This is a genomic window from Kitasatospora sp. NPDC056651 (assembly GCF_042792155.1).
In the GTDB taxonomy this organism is placed as follows: Bacteria; Actinomycetota; Actinomycetes; order Streptomycetales; family Streptomycetaceae; genus Kitasatospora.
In genome coordinates this window covers 166,409-181,424 of sequence record NZ_JBHTWX010000002.1, presented here as the reverse complement: position 1 = coordinate 181,424, position 15,016 = coordinate 166,409, and the positions used below count along the sequence as shown (strand labels likewise).

Annotated in this window: 14 protein-coding genes; 4 read left to right on the top strand and 10 right to left on the bottom strand. The window is 72.0% G+C overall.

Going from position 1 to position 15,016, the window contains the following annotated elements; all coding sequences use genetic code 11:
- Nucleotides 1-385 precede the first annotated feature (385 nt).
- A complete protein-coding gene (locus ACFRAR_RS02445; protein WP_380693835.1) occupies nucleotides 386-2,359 on the top strand; it encodes an ATP-binding cassette domain-containing protein in 1,974 nt (657 codons plus the stop codon).
- 12 nt (nucleotides 2,360-2,371) lie between these two features.
- Here the strand turns inward: ACFRAR_RS02445 and ACFRAR_RS02440 are convergent, their stop codons facing one another.
- The 5 genes from ACFRAR_RS02440 to tsaD all read right to left on the bottom strand — a co-directional run bounded on the left by ACFRAR_RS02440 (nucleotide 2,372) and on the right by tsaD (nucleotide 8,508).
- Nucleotides 2,372-3,469 carry a JmjC domain-containing protein gene (locus tag ACFRAR_RS02440; RefSeq protein WP_380693833.1) on the bottom strand — a complete coding sequence of 366 codons (1,098 nt, stop codon included), beginning with the start codon at nucleotides 3,467-3,469 and terminating at the stop codon, nucleotides 2,372-2,374.
- Nucleotides 3,466-4,512, bottom strand: a complete 1,047-nt coding sequence (locus ACFRAR_RS02435; protein WP_380693831.1) for a cytochrome P450 — start codon at nucleotides 4,510-4,512, stop codon at nucleotides 3,466-3,468. Before ACFRAR_RS02435 ends, ACFRAR_RS02440 begins: the two co-directional genes overlap by 4 nt.
- Before the next feature lie 98 nt (nucleotides 4,513-4,610).
- The gene (locus ACFRAR_RS02430) at nucleotides 4,611-4,799 is read right to left on the bottom strand and encodes a hypothetical protein (protein WP_380693829.1); all 189 of its coding nucleotides are present in this window, start codon (nucleotides 4,797-4,799) and stop codon (nucleotides 4,611-4,613) included.
- 233 nt (nucleotides 4,800-5,032) lie between these two features.
- Complete coding sequence (locus ACFRAR_RS02425; protein WP_380693826.1) at nucleotides 5,033-7,306, bottom strand: collagenase; 2,274 nt, start codon at nucleotides 7,304-7,306, stop codon at nucleotides 5,033-5,035.
- 149 nt (nucleotides 7,307-7,455) lie between these two features.
- Nucleotides 7,456-8,508: a tRNA (adenosine(37)-N6)-threonylcarbamoyltransferase complex transferase subunit TsaD gene (gene tsaD, locus ACFRAR_RS02420; RefSeq protein ID WP_380693824.1), complete on the bottom strand. Its 1,053-nt coding sequence runs from the start codon at nucleotides 8,506-8,508 to the stop codon at nucleotides 7,456-7,458.
- Between the two features lie 163 nt (nucleotides 8,509-8,671).
- Here tsaD and ACFRAR_RS02415 point away from each other — a divergent pair, with 163 nt between their 5' ends.
- Both ACFRAR_RS02415 and ACFRAR_RS02410 read left to right on the top strand, forming a co-directional pair.
- A complete protein-coding gene (locus ACFRAR_RS02415) occupies nucleotides 8,672-9,274 on the top strand; it encodes a superoxide dismutase (RefSeq protein ID WP_380693822.1) in 603 nt (200 codons plus the stop codon).
- Nucleotides 9,275-9,583: 309 nt separating this feature from the next.
- Nucleotides 9,584-10,615, top strand: coding sequence for a glycosyltransferase family 2 protein (locus tag ACFRAR_RS02410; RefSeq protein ID WP_380693819.1), 1,032 nt, complete (start codon nucleotides 9,584-9,586; stop codon nucleotides 10,613-10,615).
- A gap of 71 nt (nucleotides 10,616-10,686) precedes the next feature.
- On the opposite strand, the gene ACFRAR_RS02405 is transcribed toward ACFRAR_RS02410, so the two are convergent.
- Nucleotides 10,687-11,097, bottom strand: a complete 411-nt coding sequence (locus ACFRAR_RS02405; protein ID WP_380693817.1) for a hypothetical protein — start codon at nucleotides 11,095-11,097, stop codon at nucleotides 10,687-10,689.
- A 243-nt stretch (nucleotides 11,098-11,340) separates the two neighbouring features.
- On the opposite strand from ACFRAR_RS02405, the gene ACFRAR_RS02400 reads away from it, so the two are divergent.
- Entirely contained in the window at nucleotides 11,341-11,847 is a 507-nt protein-coding gene (locus ACFRAR_RS02400; RefSeq protein WP_380693815.1) for an SMI1/KNR4 family protein, read from the top strand.
- Between the two features lie 58 nt (nucleotides 11,848-11,905).
- Here the strand turns inward: ACFRAR_RS02400 and ACFRAR_RS02395 are convergent, their stop codons facing one another.
- The 4 genes from ACFRAR_RS02395 to ACFRAR_RS02380 form a co-directional block, all read right to left on the bottom strand.
- Nucleotides 11,906-13,033: a hypothetical protein gene (locus ACFRAR_RS02395; protein ID WP_380693812.1), complete on the bottom strand. Its 1,128-nt coding sequence runs from the start codon at nucleotides 13,031-13,033 to the stop codon at nucleotides 11,906-11,908.
- 4 nt (nucleotides 13,034-13,037) lie between these two features.
- Entirely contained in the window at nucleotides 13,038-14,084 is a 1,047-nt protein-coding gene (locus ACFRAR_RS02390) for a tetratricopeptide repeat protein (RefSeq protein WP_380693810.1), read from the bottom strand.
- Between the two features lie 139 nt (nucleotides 14,085-14,223).
- Nucleotides 14,224-14,586: a hypothetical protein gene (locus ACFRAR_RS02385; RefSeq protein WP_380693808.1), complete on the bottom strand. Its 363-nt coding sequence runs from the start codon at nucleotides 14,584-14,586 to the stop codon at nucleotides 14,224-14,226.
- Between the two features lie 121 nt (nucleotides 14,587-14,707).
- On the bottom strand, nucleotides 14,708-15,013 hold the full coding sequence (locus ACFRAR_RS02380; protein WP_380693806.1) for a putative quinol monooxygenase: 306 nt from the start codon (nucleotides 15,011-15,013) through the stop codon (nucleotides 14,708-14,710).
- Nucleotides 15,014-15,016: the final 3 nt, after the last annotated feature.

The window sequence follows — 15,016 nt, the reverse complement described above, 5'->3', positions numbered from 1 at the left end:
TCGGCGACAGGAGGCGTACGGGCCCGCCCGCCGGCCGGGCTTGCCTACCGGCCGGGCCTGCTGCGGGATGATCATCGGATCGTCCGATCGCATGCCGACCGGCCCTCCCGGAATCGAACATCACGGACCGCCCCGGTGATCGACTGCCACCAACTCGCCGTCACCGACACGGATTTACCCGGATCGAGTGAGACCTCCCGGGACACGCCGGGCGGCCCCGCGGACCGCTGTCAGGATCGGGGTCCGCACCCGGCAGACCGCCCTCGCCCCCAGAAGCGGAGTGCCCGCCGGCACCGCTGCCGACCCACCACGCCCACTCGGCGGTGAGGGCTGCCCGCGTGCGGATCCGCCGCGGCCGCCGGCCGCCGTAACAGGGAGGAACACCGTGTCCAGGAACACCGTGTCCCAGCAGGTCGTGAAACCCGAGGAACCCCGGGCCACCACGGACGGGAGCGAGACCGAACACGACGAGGAGCTGCGCCTGCGCTACCCCGGCGACCGCCGCGCCCAGGCCGCCGCCTCGATGTCCGCGAGCGCCATGCTGCGCCGGCTGCCGCACCTGGTGCGCCGGGCGATGACGCTGGCCTGGGCGGCGGACCGGACGTCCACCGTGCTGCTGCTGGTCTGCCAGGCGCTGGCCGGCGTGTTCGGGGCGCTCGCGCTGTTCGCCACCACCGGCACCCTGGGCGCGCTGCTGGTGCCCGGCCCGGTCACCGGCCACCTGCGCGCCGCCGCGCCCTCGCTGCTGCTGCTCACCGTCTCGGCCGCGCTGCGCGCCGTGCTGGGCATCACCGTGGTGGGCCTGTCCGGGCGGGTCTCGCCGCGGATCACCCGGGAGGCGGAGCTGGGGCTGATCGCGGCCGGGTGCGCCGCCGAGCTGAAGGCGTACGACGAACCCGCCTACAACGAGCAGTGGGAGGCCGCCGACCGGGGCGCCTCGACCACGCCCGACCTGCTCTCCAACGCCCAGGACGTGATCGCCTCCACCGTCTCGCTGGCCGCCGCCGCAGGCGTCCTGGCCACCCTGCACCCCTGGCTGGTGCCGCTGCTGCTGCTCGGCTCGGTGCCGACCGGGGTGGGTGCCGTCCGCACCGCCCGGATCCACTACCTGGCGGCGGTGGCCACCGACGAGGAGCGCGGGGCGCTGCGCGTCTACCGGTGGTTCCTGATCGACAAGACCCGTGCCGACCAGGTCCGTTCGGACCAGGTCACGCCGTTCCTGATGGCCAAGTACCGCCGTGCCGAGGGGAAGATCATCGCGTCCGCCGACCGGGCGACCAGGCAGGCCGCCCGGGTGTCGCTGCTGGCCGCGCTCGGCACCGGCGTGGGCAGCGCGCTGATCTGGGGCACCCTGCTCTACCTGGTGGCCGGCGGCCGGATCGACCTGGCCGCCGCCGGTACCGCCACCTTCGCGCTGCGCACCGCCGCCACCGGCCTGCACGGCCTGGTCGGCAACGGCGCCCGGCTGTACCGGATGGGCCTCTACCTCGACGACTACTTCACCTTCCTGGACGAGGCCGGCGGCCACCGCATCCGGCGCGGCTCGCTGGTGCCGGACGCCCCGCGGTCGGTCGAGGTGACCGACCTGGTCCACACCTACCCGGGCGACCAGCAGGAACCGGCGCTGCGCGGGGTCAGCATGACGCTGCGGGCCGGGGAGGTGGTCGCCGTCATCGGGCAGAACGGCAGCGGGAAGTCGACCCTGCTGAAGCTGCTCTCCGGCCTCTACCTGCCGCAGTCCGGCCGGATCACCTGGGACGGCGTGCCGGTGGAGGAGCTGGACGCGGACGGCATGTGGTCCCGGGTGGCCCGGGTGCCGCAGGAGTTCGCCCGCTGGCCGCTGGGCGCCGCCGAGAACGTCCACCTCGGCCACCGCACCGACCGGCTGATGGCCGATGTCGAGGAGGCGGCGGCGCGGACCGGCTTCGACGAGATCGTCGGCCGGCTGCGTTCCGGCTGGCGCACCCTGCTGGCCCAAGGCTGGTGGGGCGGCGCCGAGTTGTCCGGCGGCGGCTGGCAGCGCGCGGCGGTGGCCCGGGCGCTCTACCGCACGGTGCGCAGCCCCGGCCTGCTGATCCTGGACGAGCCGACCTCCGACCTGGACCCGCGCGCCGAGCACCGGATCCTGCACGCCCTGCGCGACCTCGCGCCGGGCCGGATCACCCTGCTGGTCACCCACAACATCGCCAACGCGGCGGTCGCGGACCGGGTGCTGGTGATGGACCGGGGCCGGATCGTCCAGTCCGGCACCTGGTCCGAGCTGGCCGCCCGGCCGGACGGGCTGTTCCGCGAACTGCTGGACCTCCAGCGGGACCGCGCGGTGCCCGCCCAGCGGACGGGCGCGGGGGAGGAGGGCTGATCCCCGCGGACGTCAGGCGCTGCTTCCGGCGCGGGCCGCGCCGCGCAGCCTGCGCCAGGTGCGGCTGACGAAGGCCGGCCCGGTGCGTCCGGTGACGGGCGCACCGGGTTCCCACGCCCGGGCCGCCGCGGCCAGCGTCTCGGCCGGGGCGGCCCCGGCCGGCCGCCGCGCCTCGGCCGGCCGCCGCGCCTCGGTCGGATGCCGCGCCTCGGTCGGATGCCGCGCCTCGGTCGGCCTTCGCGCCTCGGCGGCCCGGGCGGCGCGCAGCAGCTCCTCCGGCCCGAGCGCGTCGAGCCGCGCCCGGACGTGGTCGAGCAGGGCGGCGCAGGCGTCGGCGATCGCGGCCTCGCCGAGCGGGCGCGCCGGGAGCGCCAGGCCTCCGGCCAACTGCTGCTCCAGGGCGGTGCGCAGGTCCTGGACGGAGAGGTCGCGGACGGTCAGCGACAGATGGGCGGAGAGGCCGCCCGCGCCGACCGCGCGGTGCGCGAAGCCGCGCGGGACGTAGAGCACGCCACCGGGTTCGAGGACGCCGTGCAGCCGCAGCGGCGAGTGCTCGTCGTCCGGGAGTTCGCCGAGCCGCCAGTCCGTCGCCGTCGGCGCGTCGTGGACGTACCAGGTCTTCCGTCCGGAGGCCTGGAGGACGAACACGTCGGCGTCGTCGCGGTGCACCGCGAGGCCCTGGCCGCCGGCCGGGGTGACGAAGAAGAAGGCCTCCACCCGCCGGTCCAGCTCCTCGGAGAGGCGCGCCACCAGGTCGCCGGTCGGGCGGTGCCACTGGTCGACGCGGCGCAGCAGCAGGGTCGCGCCCTGGCGCAGCAGGGCGAGGACCTTGGCCCGGTCGGCGAAGCCGTGGTGGGTGACGCCGTTGACCACGCGGTCGGTGGTGAAGGCCCCGGGCGGGATGGTGACCTTGTCGGAGCGGACCATCTCCAGGTACGGGGTGCGCAGCAGGCCCCCGTCGAAGGCGGCGTCCAGCTCGTCGAGGTCGAACGCCGGGGCGAGGGCCTCCGGGGTGAAGAGCGCGGGCTCGCGCTGCCACCGGTCGCGGGTGAAGCCCTCGACGTCGCCGACCCAGCCGGCGAGGGTGGGCGGTTCCCTGCGGTCGCTCATACCGTGGCCCGGGCCTCGAAGCGCACCGAGAGCAGCGAGCGCAGCGGGACCTCCGCGTCCTGCCGCGGGCTGCGGATGGCGATCCGGTTGTCGAGGGCGACGGTCAGCAGCCGCTCGGCCAGCGGGACGACGAGGTGCTTGGCCCAGCAGCGCGCGCCCTCGTAGCCGAAGGGCATGAACGCGGGCGTCCGCTCCGGGTCCGCCACGCCGTCCCACCGTTCGGGCCGGAACTCCGTCGGGTCCGGCCAGTAGTCCGGGTGGCGGTGCATCAGCAGCGGGAACAGCGCGACGTCGTCCTCGGCCCGGATCTCGGGGTGCAGCGCGGTGTACGCCGTACCGCCCTTGCGGTAGAGCATCCAGGCCGGTGGGAGCAGCCGGAGCGTCTCCCAGAGGACGGTGGTGAGGTTCTCCGGCCGTTCGCGCCCCGGGCCCGTCAGCCACAGGGCATTGCCGGCGAGCGCCGCCACGCCGTCGCAGAGGGTGGCGGTCGCCCGCCGGTACATCGCGATGGCCTGCCTGCGCTCCAGCGGGTCGGCGGCGTCGCGGATCAGTCCGGCCAGCGCGGTGCGGCCGTCCTGCTCGGCGCCGCCGGGGAAGGCGCTGACGGCCTGGTCGACGAGCCGGGAGAGGGTGTCGGAGCGGGTGATGCCGCGCTTGGACAGCAGTGAGACCGGCAGCGGGTCGGCGCCGAACAGCCAGCGGCGCAGGTACGAGGTGCCCGCGTAGGGCCAGGAGCCGGACATGCCGCGCGCGGGGGGCGGGGGCTTGCGGATGCCCGCCATGGCGTCCTGCCCGAGGGCGCGGATGGTGCGGGTCGCGCTGTCGTGGGGGATCTCGGCTCCGGCGGCGGGCTTGTAGACCGAGCGCTCGGTGGCGAGCACGGGGCGCGCCGCGACGATTTCGGACATCAGCCGGGAGTCCGAGACGCCGACCTTCGCCGGGTCGATCCGGAACACCTTCTCGTCCCGGTCCAGTAGCTCCTGAATCCTCGGGGCGAAGACGACGGAATGGCTGCGTGGTATCGCCGGTGCCATTTCTGCCATGGGAATCCGTCCTCCATTTCGAAATGGCGGGAAAATGTTTTCGAGGTGATGCCGGCGGGGTCGCGGCCGACCCATGACCCCGCCGGCCACCGGCTGCGTCAGATGACGTGCAGCACCCACGCGTGGTTCGCGAGGTCCTCGTCCTTCTTGAACTTCTTGACGAGCGCCTTGATCATCTTCATGAGTGCTCTCCATTCCGGTATTCGGCACTTCGGTGCGGAGAAATCTCCGAACCTGGGCCTTCGGGTGGTGTCCGGCATTCCCGGGGCGGGCGCCGGACGGATCATCTGGCTCAGGACCCTAACCGAATCCGAGGCCTTCGGGCACCCCCTCTGGAGAAGAATATGCAATCCTTTGCGCGGTGTTGACGGGCTATTCGAGAGTCAATCGTTATAACCGGTTTCGAATTACTTGGGGGAAGCGGAAGGGCCCCGCGATGCCGCGGGGCCCTCCTGTGTGCGTGGAGCGTGAAGGATCAGTGCGTGACGGATCGGTGCGTGACAGATCGGTGCGCGACGGATCAGTGGTAGGTCGTGGTGACGGTGACGCCGCCGAAGCCCTGCTGCCCGTAGAGGCTGAAGTACACCCAGCCGGACGGCGGGTTGGCGACGGTCAGGGTCTCGGAGTTGCCGGCGCCCGCGGACTTGGCCAGGTACGAGCCGGTGGTGGCCCAGCTGCCGCCGTTGTAGTAGAGGTCGGCGTTGCCGGTGCCGCCGCTGGTGGTGATGGTCAGCTGCTGCACGCCGGCGGGCAGGTACAGGAAGCTGTAGGCGTAGTTCCCGGTGGTGGCGGCCACGCCGTCGCGCCGGCAGTTCTTGTCGTACTGCCGGATGTCGGCGGAGGCGCACAGCGGCGCCTGGTCGACGGGCAGCGAGCCGCAGTTGTCGGCCGCGCAGGACTTGAGCCAGGTGGCGAAGTCGGCGTCGTAGCGGGTGCCGATGGTGGTCTTCAGCAGGGTGCGGGCGCCGTTCCAGTCGCCGACGCGGTACTTGGCGAGCAGCGCGGTGACGTCCTGGGGGTGCGACTGGAGCATGTAACGGACGGCCAGGTAGCCCCAGTTGTAGACCCGGGTGGAGTCCGCGTTGTCATAGGTGCTGTCGAACAGGGTGCTCAGCGCGTAGGTGCCCTTGCCCGCCTGGGTGACGGCGTCGTCGTAGTGCGCGCCGCGGTAGCCGTAGGAGACGTACTCGGCGAGGCCCTCGACCCACCAGACGGTCGGGGTGGTCATGCCGGCGTCGAAGTCGCCGTACATGTCGTAGCGGCCGTCGAGGTAGTGGGTGTACTCGTGGTTGAGGTTCCAGATCTGGAAGGCGGGGCGCAGCCAGGAGGCCTCGTGGGCGATGAAGCGGGCCTGGTTGCCGGCCTTGGACGGGTCGCCCTCCTCGTACATGCCGCCGTTGTCGACGGCGATCTTGTACATCTCCCAGGCGTACAGGCTGTAGTTGTAGTAGTCGTCGAAGACCACGACCTCCAGGGAGGTGTTGTGGTCGTCGGCGACCGGCCCGTTGTCCTTGACGATCCCGTGGAAGAACGCGTCCTGGTTGATCAGGCTGGTGCAGGTGTCGGCGAGCTGCTGCGCGGTCATGTCCTGGGCGCGGATGCGCAGGTTGGCGTTGCAGGTGTGGTCGACGGTGAGCACCAGCGGGACGAGCTTGGCGGGTACGTCGCAGGTGCCGTAGTAGGAGCAGTTGCCGGCGTCCTTCTTCTCCGTGAACCAGAGCAGGTTCATGGTGAGCGGACCGGTGTTGCCGACGAGCGGGTAGCGGTTGATCAGGTCCTTGACGATCGGCCGGCCCTGGGCGCGCAGCGCGTCGCTGGCGACCAGGTTGCCGAGCTGGATGCCGATCCTGGTGACCGGGTCGGCGCCGTTGATCTGGAGGCTGTTGCGGGTGACGAAGGAGGCCGCGGTGGTGGCGAAGGCCGGGTCGGCCTGGAGGGCGGTGGTGAACTCGGGCAGGTCGAAGCCGCGCTCGATGACGGTCTCGGTGTTGGCGACGGCGGTGGCCATCGAGCCGGTCCAGGCGCCGGTGTAGTCGTTCAGCAGCCGCTTGACCACGCCGGTGTAGCGGGCGTTCTCCCGGGCGCTGTCGATCAGGGTGACGGCCTCGGCGAGGGTGGCGCCGTTGGCCTCGGTGACGTCCCGGCTGTGCGGGGCGGCGTAGAAGGCGTCCAGCGCGCCGCGGACGGCGGTCTTGAGGGCGTCGCCGTACGGGCCCACGTCGTCCGGGTGGTACCACTGCACGTAGTAGCCGGCCCGCAGGAAGAGCACCAACTGCCCGGCGGAGCTGGAGTTGTCGCCGGGGTAGCCGGCCGAGGTGTCGCGCAGGGCGTTGGCGACGGTGGCCATCTGCGCCTCGTTGAAGGCGCCCTTGGCGTCGTTGCCGGTGAGCTGGAACAGCGAGTTGACGCAGTCGAGCCCGGCGGCCTTGACCTTCTGGACCAGCGCCGCGCCGGACGTGCCGGTGAAGGCGGAGACGTCGCAGGCGGCGAGCCGGCGGGCGGCCGGGGCGGTGCCGACGGAGCTGCCCGCCGTCGGGGCGGTGGCCTTGGCCTGCGGGTCGGAGGCGAGCGGGCGGGCGTCCTTGGGGGTGTCGGGGGACTTGGGGACGGGGATCGTGCGCGGCGCGCCGGTCGGGGACTTCGCCGATGACGGGGCCTGGGCGGCCTTGGCGGTGGCGGGGGCGGCGGGGCCGGCGTGCGCCTGCGGTGTGAACAGGCCGAGCGCGAGGAGGAGGGCGGTGCCGAGCGCGGGGAGTCCGCGCGCACCGCCCTTCGCTATCCGGGAGGGACGCATCTGTGGGGCCTCCGGGGGCCGTTGAGGGTGGGGGCGGCCGTGCACGTGGGGGCGCAGCGGCCTGGTGTGTGACATGTAAAATGGCACAGAGGTGGACGCGGAGGGAAGACCCGGGGGCGGATTGCCGTTCGATGATGACCGAAATTTTGTCAGGTCCGCGCGAACGGCCGGGGGTTGAGCGCCGCGAACTCCAGCGGCGCCGACGGGTCCACCGACAGGTCGGCCGGCGCCGGCGCCGCGCCGGAGCGGACCAGCAGGTCCCCGACCGCCGCCACCATCGCGCCGTTGTCCGTACACAGACGCGGCGGCGGCACCCGCAGCGCGATCCCGGCCGCCGCGCAGCGCTGCTCGGCCAGCGCCCGCACCCGGGAGTTGGCCGCGACCCCGCCGACCACCACCAGGGAACCGATCCCGTGGTCGAGGCAGGCCCGGACCGCCTTGCGGGTCAGCACGTCCGCGATCGCCTCCTGCAGCGCGGCCGCCGCGTCCGGCACCCGGGGCTCGCGCTGGGACTCGACCCAGCGGGCGGCGGCGGTCTTCAGCCCGGAGAAGGAGAAGGCGTACGGGTCGTCCTTCGGCCCGGTCAGCGGGCGCGGCAGCCGGACGGCCGCCGGGTCGCCGTCGCGGGCCGCGTGGTCGATGGCCGGGCCGCCCGGGTAGGGCAGTCCGAGGATCCGGGCGACCTTGTCGAAGCACTCGCCGGCCGCGTCGTCCAGGGTGTCGCCGAGGTGGACGATCGGGTCCCGGGCCAGGTCGCGGACCAGCAGCAACGAGGTGTGGCCGCCGGAGACGATGAGCACCACGCACGGGTCCGGCAGCGGCCCGCCGTCCAGCGCGGCCGCCGCGACGTGCCCGGCGAGGTGGTGCACGCCGTACAGCGGGACGCCGAGCGAGAAGGCGTACCCCTTGGCGGCGGCCACGCCCACCTGGAGCGCCCCGGCCAGCCCCGGACCGGCCGTCACCGCGACCGCGCCGACGTCCGCCAGGGTGAGCCCGGCCCGGTCCAGCGCCTCCCGGACCACCGGCGCCATCGCGTGGACGTGCGCCCGGGCGGCGATCTCGGGGACCACGCCGCCGTAGCGGGCGTGCTCGTCCATCGAGGAGGCCACCGCCTGCCCGAGCAGCTCGCCGTCCCGCACCAGACCCGCGCCGGTCTCGTCGCAGGAGGATTCGATGCCCAGCACCACCGGCGACCCTGTCACAGTCACTCACCCTTGTCGCTCATTACATGGACCGGTGACCATTGTGCCCGACGAGTCGTGAGGAATAAGCAGGAGCCCATGCTTCGTTCTTGCAACTGATACGCAATAGTGTTGTCCCGGCACGATCACCACCGTTCAACCCGCCGAAAGGGGCCGTGTCCTGATGGGCACCTACTCGCTTCCCGACCTGCCGTACGACTACTCCGCGCTGGAGCGGGCCATGTCGGCCGAGATCCTGGAGCTGCACCACTCCAAGCACCACGCCGCGTACGTCAAGGGCGCCAACGACACCCTGGACCAGCTGGCCGAGGCCCGCGACAAGGAGCAGTTCGGCGGCCTGGTCGGCCTCCAGAAGACCTTCGCCTTCCACCTGTCCGGCCACGTGCTGCACTCGCTGTTCTGGCAGAACCTCTCGCCCGAGGGCGGCGACCGCCCCGAGGGCGAGCTGGCCGACGCCATCACCGAGCACTTCGGCAGCTTCGAGGCCTTCAAGAAGCAGCTCACCAACGCCACCACCGGCGTGCAGGGCTCCGGCTGGGGCATCCTGTCCTGGGAGCCGCTCGGGCAGCGCCTGATCGTCGAGCAGGTCTACGACCACCACGGCAACGTCGGCCAGGGCACCACCCCGCTGCTGGCCTTCGACGCCTGGGAGCACGCGTACTACCTCCAGTACCGCAACGTCCGCCCGGACTACGTCACCCGCCTGTGGGACGTCGTCAACTGGCAGGACGTGTCGGCCCGCTTCGCGGCCGTGAAGAGCGCCTGACCCCGATCGGGTGAGGGGAGGCCCCGGACCGGTCGGGCGGTCCGGGGCCTCCCCCACCCATGGGGCCTTTCAGTCAAGGGAGTTGACGGCTGGAGTTGAGGACAGGAGCTGACGCCGGACACGGCCGGTGCACCCCGTCGCAGACCGGACGCCACCCGCTGTTCGCCTGCCGGTCGCGTGGGCTCCCTACGCTCGCTCGGAACACTGCCGGTGACCGGCCGGCGACGGCTTCCCGGCCCGTCCGCTGCCGCCGCCGGTGGTGCTGGTTGCCGCCGCGGCTGCTGCCGCTGCCGAGCGAAAGGGCGCCCGATGGCCCCGCGTCTCTCCCTCGTCGTCCCGATCTACAACGTCGAGCGCTACCTCGGGGAATGCCTCGACTCGATCGCGGCCCAGACCTTCGAGGACTTCGAGTGCGTCATGGTCGACGACGGCTCGACCGACGACGGCCCCGCCATCGCCAAGGACCACGCCGAACGGGACCGGCGCTTCCGGCTGGTCCGCCAGGAGAACCAGGGCCTCGGCGCCGCCCGCAACACCGGCTGGCGCCACCTCACCCCCGGCACCGAGTACCTGGCCTTCGTCGACAGCGACGACATCGTGCCGCCGCACGCCTACCAGCTGATGATCAGCACCCTGGGCGACACCGGCTCCGACTTCGCCGCCGGCAACGCCCTGCGCCTGCGCACCACCGGCCTCACCCCCTCGCACGCCCACCGCCGCCCGTTCCGCGAGACCCGGCTGGGCACCCACGTCAGCGAACTGCCCGCCCTCGTCACCGACCGCACCGCCTGGAACAAGGTCTACCGGCGCTCCTTCTTCGACGCGGCCGGCCTGCTCTACCCCGAGGGCATCCTCTACGAGGACGCCCCGGTCAGCGTGCCCCACCACTTCCTCGCCGAGCGCGTCGACGTCCTCGCCGACCCGATCTACCACTGGCGCGTACGCGAGGACGGCGACCTCTCCATCACCCAGAAGAAGACCGACCCGCGCGGCCTGGTCGACCGGGTCCGCTCGATGGAACTCGTCCGCGAATGGCTGCTCGCCCGCCCCGAACCCGCCTTCGCCGAACACCTGCGCGCCTACGACCGCAACTGCCTGGTCGAGGAGATCCCGATGTTCTTCTGGACCGTCCCCGACGGCGACCACGCCTACCGCACCGCCTACCAGCAGCACGTCAGCCGCCTCCTGCACGCCATCGGCCCCGAGGCCCAGGCCGGCCTCAGCCCCCAGCTGCGCCTCAAGTACGGCCTGACGACGGCCGGCCGGATGCACCGCTTCGTCGCCCTCCAGCGCCTCCACCGCGCCGTCCGCCGCACCCGGCAGGCCGTCGGGCGGCGTTGAGCGGTCTGCCGGCGCCGGAGGCGGCCCGCCGACACCGTCGACGGGCCGCCTCCGCGATCACGGCCGGGCGGTCACTTGATGACGATCGGGTTGGTGCAGTAGGTCCACCACGGGCTCGCCGGGGGAGTCCAGCCGAGCCACTTGAAGCCGCAGATCACGATGCTGTACACCTGCGGCTCGAACTTCGCCACGTTGGTCTTGCCCTGCGCGGCCTCCAGGGTCCCGGCCTCGTCTCCGTTCCAGGACTTCGTGACATGGACGATGCCCTTGTCGAAGTTGCCCTTCTCGGTGTACATCCAGACCCAGCCGCTGGAGCAGTTGTCCACCTGGACCTGGATGTTGTCGTAGCGGTAGTACTTGGTGCAGCCCGCCGTGGCGGCGGTGCTCGCCGCGGCCGGGACGGCCGACAGGGTGGTCAGCGCGGCCACGGCGAGGCCCAGGGCGCCCGCGGTCTTCGCCAGCTTGCCCGACAGGATGTTCAAAGCGACAACTCCCATGGTGTGGTGCCGGCATGCCTGCTGTGCCCGCCGGGTGACACCACTCTGTCGCCGCGGTCACACGTGTCGCATCAGTCATTTGACCTTTCGCTTCCGGGGCAGTCAGATGACTGAGGCGTCGTCGAAGGCCGAGCGGGAGGCCCAGGTCAGGGCTTTGGCATCATGGACCCGCGCCCGGCCGGTCGAGGCCGCGGGCGGATTTCCACGATCCTTCGAGGTGCGGGGCGCATGGCCGGTGTGATGTCACGGATCCTGGACGCGTACCCCGGATCGCTGGACGGGGCGGTCGGTCTGACCCCGGAAGAGATAGCGCTGATCGAGGAGGACCAGGGAGTCACCCTCCCCGAGGACTACCGGGAGTTCCTGGCCCTGGCGGGCGGTGGCGGGTTCCATGCGCTGCGCGGGGAGACGTACGAGTTCCCGGAGATCCTGGGCATCAAGGAGCACGCCCGGGACATCCTTGAGGAGACGGCCCCGGGCGAGTCGCTCGACGGCTGCGTCGTGTTCATGGGCCACCAGGGCTACATCTACGCCTTCATCGGGCCGGCCGAGAAGGGCGGGAAGGTCTACGAGGTCGCCGAGACGTGCGAGGGCGTGCACGAATGCGCGCCGTCCTTCGCCGCCTACCTCCTCGGGTACCTGCGGAGATCGTCCCCCGCGGCGCTGCGGCCGCCCCGTTCGGGCCGGGCCGGGAAGCGGCGCAGGTCCTGGTGGCAGAGGAGCTTCTTCTGGTAGCCCGCGTCACCGCGCCGACTCGGCCGGGTGTGCGGGGCGTCCTGCGGCTGCTGCCGGTTCAGCCCGTCAGTGCGTCGCGGTGCCGCCAGGCCAGCCGCAGCAGCGCCGTCCCGGCGGGCTGCATCGGCTCGCTGCCGGTGAGGCGGTCCACCTGCTCGGCGGTGAACGGGATGCCGGCCGAGTGTCCGGTCGCGTCCTCCAGACCGACGCGGTGGCCTTCGTCGTTGGTCGAGACGATGTGCCGGAACGTCCCGTCGAACAGGTCGGCGTCGAAGACGGCGACGGTGAGCATGTCGGTGACGTAGGTCAGCGGGTCCATGCCGAGGCCGAGCCAGTACAGGCGGAGACGTCCGTCCTCGCGGGCGGCATCGAGCCTCCTGGCGAGCGGCCAGGAGGCGTAGTCGATGGGGGCGGTGTCGCTGCCGTAGTCCTCGGTGGCGCCGAGGAGTTCCTCGCTCAGCTCGCGGAGGACGGAGCGCCAGAGGTCGAAGTCGTTGGCCTCGTTCCACGGTGCGTCGTGCGAGGCCTGGAACATCCCGACCGGCATCACCTGGTACAGGCCGCCACCGCTGGCGACCTTGGCGGGGTCGCGCCAGTGGAGGACGAACTCGGCGTCGCCGGTGCGGCGGTCGTGGCGGAGGACGAGCGTGCTGGTGGCTGCCATGACGGGGCGCCGGGCGAGGTCGGTCGGATCGCCGATGGCGTCCCGGAAGGGGGTGTGCGTGGATTCGGCCAAGGCAGCTGAGGCGTACTCGTGCGCGGCGGCCTCGCAGATGTTGATGACGTCGAAGTACTGCCCGCGCCCGAAGGTGAGTACCGGACTGTCGGTGGAGTCCTCGACGTTCAGCAGGCGGTAGCAGCTGCGGTTCTCGAACAGCCTGGGCTTGGCGAGATCCCTTACCGCGTCGGCGTAGTAGCGGTAGCGGGTGCCGTCCTCCCGGCGGGGCCGGATGTGGTCGAGCTCCGGCTCGCCGCCGTCCAGCAGGGCATCCGGCGCGTCCGGCCGCCAGCGCAGCCGGACGCGCTCCAGGGGTACGGGCTTGTCGGGAATCCAGTGTCGGCGAGCGAGCAACGGTGTGTTCGGGATCAGGTGCTCAGGTGGATCCTCGGCCAGGATCCGCTTGGTCAACTCGAAGCGGTGATCGTTCAGATAGGCCCGGACCCGCCGCCACTGATCGTCTGTCATCTGCTCACCCTAGAGCTGCGGCCCGCTCGTCCAGTTCCTCGACGCCGGGGATGTCGCGCAGTCGGTAGAGACGGGCTCGCAGGTCGTTGACGGCGTCCTGGACCTTGACGGAACGGATGCCGTCCGCGCAGTCGAGGAAGTCGTTCCAGGAGGTGAGGGCGCCGTCGACGTCGTCCCGGCGGAGGCGGACCGTGCCGAGGTCGGCGAGGACGATCGCGCGGGTACGGCGGCGGTCGAGGCCGTGGATGTCGAGCGCGTGGTGGAGATGCTCCTGCGCGCCGGTGTGGTCGCCGAGTCGGGCCAGGATCATGCCGGACTCGTGGGCCCACCGGCCGATGCTGTAGTGCGAGGCCCAGGACTCGCCGGGGGTGTCGGCGGCACGTTCGATCGAGGTCTGGGAGGCCGCGAGCGCGCCGGTGGCGGTGCGACGGTCGCCGTCGAGAGCGGCGGCGTTGGCGAGGGTGGCTTGGTAGTAGGCCAGAGCGCGGGGGTTGTCGAGGGTCTTGGCCTGGTCGACGCACTCCTCCGCGATGCGGACGGCGGTGGGCCTGAACCCGAGGTCGATGGCCTGGACGGCGAGACCACGCAGGGCGGTGGCCGCCAACTCGGCATCGCCGGCCTCGGAAGCCAGGCGGAACGAGTGGGCGTAGTACTGCTGGGCGGCGTCCTGGTTGCCCTCGTCCTGAGCCATCCACCCGGCCAGGTGCACGAGTTGCGCGGTTGCGGCGAAAAGCTCCCGGCCGACGACTTCGCTCCAGGTTCCGTCCAGCCAGGGGGCGACATCGTCATGGAGGTAGCGCACGGCGAGGTGGCGGGCGTGCCCGCCACCGAGTTCCGCTGCCGCGGAGCCGAGCGACTTCGTCATCTGGCGGATGGCGGCGACTTCGCCCCGCCCGACCTGGACCTTGCCACCAGCCTTGAGCCGCACCCGTCGTAGGACGGCGTCCGGGTCGGGCAGACCCAGCGCCGCGAGCGCGTACGCACTGGAGGCGGCCACGAAGCCCCGGCGATCCACCACGTCCCTCCGGCTCAGCTCGATGACGGACTCCATGTATCGCCAGCGCCGGTCTCACCCTGATCGGTTGGCGGGCTGATCACGGTCCTTGTTGGATCGATGCCCAGCCGTGCCGGCGCCCGACTCCATCGACCGGGTGCGGGCCGCGCTCGGCGAGAAGCCGATGTGAGACCGGCTATCGGCGTGCTCCCTCGGGCCAGAGCACCTCGACCGGCACGCCTCGCCGACGGGCGTACGCGACGACGTCCGCCGTCCCGCCCAGGCCACGGGCCGGGAGGCCGTCCCAGACGGCGAGGAGCTTGTCGATGTGGTTCACGAGGAGTTCCCCGCCCGCCAGGTGGGCGGGCTCGTCGGATTCGACGTGGCCGGTGCGGTGCACGGCGGCGGCGCGGTCGAACAGCCGGTTGTAGGTCGCGTGGTGCCAGTCCGGGAGACCGTCCCGGTACCGGTCGGCGGGGACGATGACCTCAAGCTGAGCGCCCTGCTTGAGCGCGATCTCCGCCAGCCAGGAATCCGGCCCGTCCGCGATGCAGGACACGACGATGAGGTCGGACGGGGCCTCGTTCGGGAGGGCGGTTTCGATGATTCGACGGACCTGTTCCTCCACTTCGGCCGTCAGCCCCCGATGCCCAGTGATTCCGATCCGCACCGCTGTCACCTCAGGGCCCCTTGCCGGACATCGTGTCCAAGAACGTCACCTCGAACGATTCGAGGTACTGGCCGCGTTCGGCCAGGAAGCGGCGGACGTGGGGCTGTCGCTCGTGTTCCTCGAAGGCCGCGTGATCCGCGTACAGCTCGTAGAAGAGCCGGACGTTCGGTTCGTCCGGCACGGTGTGGTTGAGGTAGAGGAGCGTGCCGGGTTCCTTGGCACGGATGCCTTCGAGCGCGGCCTCCGCCAGTCGGTCGAAGGCGCGGGCTGCTGTTGCGTCGTGGGCGACGAAGCGTACGACGAGGGCGAACCCCATGGC

Excerpts from the sequence above, each read along its gene's own strand:
- ACFRAR_RS02425 (WP_380693826.1), bottom strand. The coding sequence starts at position 7,306 with ATGCGTCCCTCCCGGATAGCGAAGGGCGGTGCGCGCGGACTCCCCGCG.
- ACFRAR_RS02400 (WP_380693815.1), top strand. The coding sequence starts at position 11,341 with ATGGCCGGTGTGATGTCACGGATCCTGGACGCGTACCCCGGATCGCTG.
- ACFRAR_RS02415 (WP_380693822.1), top strand. The coding sequence starts at position 8,672 with ATGGGCACCTACTCGCTTCCCGACCTGCCGTACGACTACTCCGCGCTG.
- ACFRAR_RS02435 (WP_380693831.1), bottom strand. The coding sequence starts at position 4,512 with ATGGCAGAAATGGCACCGGCGATACCACGCAGCCATTCCGTCGTCTTC.
- ACFRAR_RS02410 (WP_380693819.1), top strand. The coding sequence starts at position 9,584 with ATGGCCCCGCGTCTCTCCCTCGTCGTCCCGATCTACAACGTCGAGCGC.
- ACFRAR_RS02395 (WP_380693812.1), bottom strand. The coding sequence starts at position 13,033 with ATGACAGACGATCAGTGGCGGCGGGTCCGGGCCTATCTGAACGATCAC.
- ACFRAR_RS02440 (WP_380693833.1), bottom strand. The coding sequence starts at position 3,469 with ATGAGCGACCGCAGGGAACCGCCCACCCTCGCCGGCTGGGTCGGCGAC.
- ACFRAR_RS02430 (WP_380693829.1), bottom strand. The coding sequence starts at position 4,799 with ATGATCCGTCCGGCGCCCGCCCCGGGAATGCCGGACACCACCCGAAGG.
- ACFRAR_RS02390 (WP_380693810.1), bottom strand. The coding sequence starts at position 14,084 with ATGGAGTCCGTCATCGAGCTGAGCCGGAGGGACGTGGTGGATCGCCGG.
- ACFRAR_RS02380 (WP_380693806.1), bottom strand. The coding sequence starts at position 15,013 with ATGGGGTTCGCCCTCGTCGTACGCTTCGTCGCCCACGACGCAACAGCA.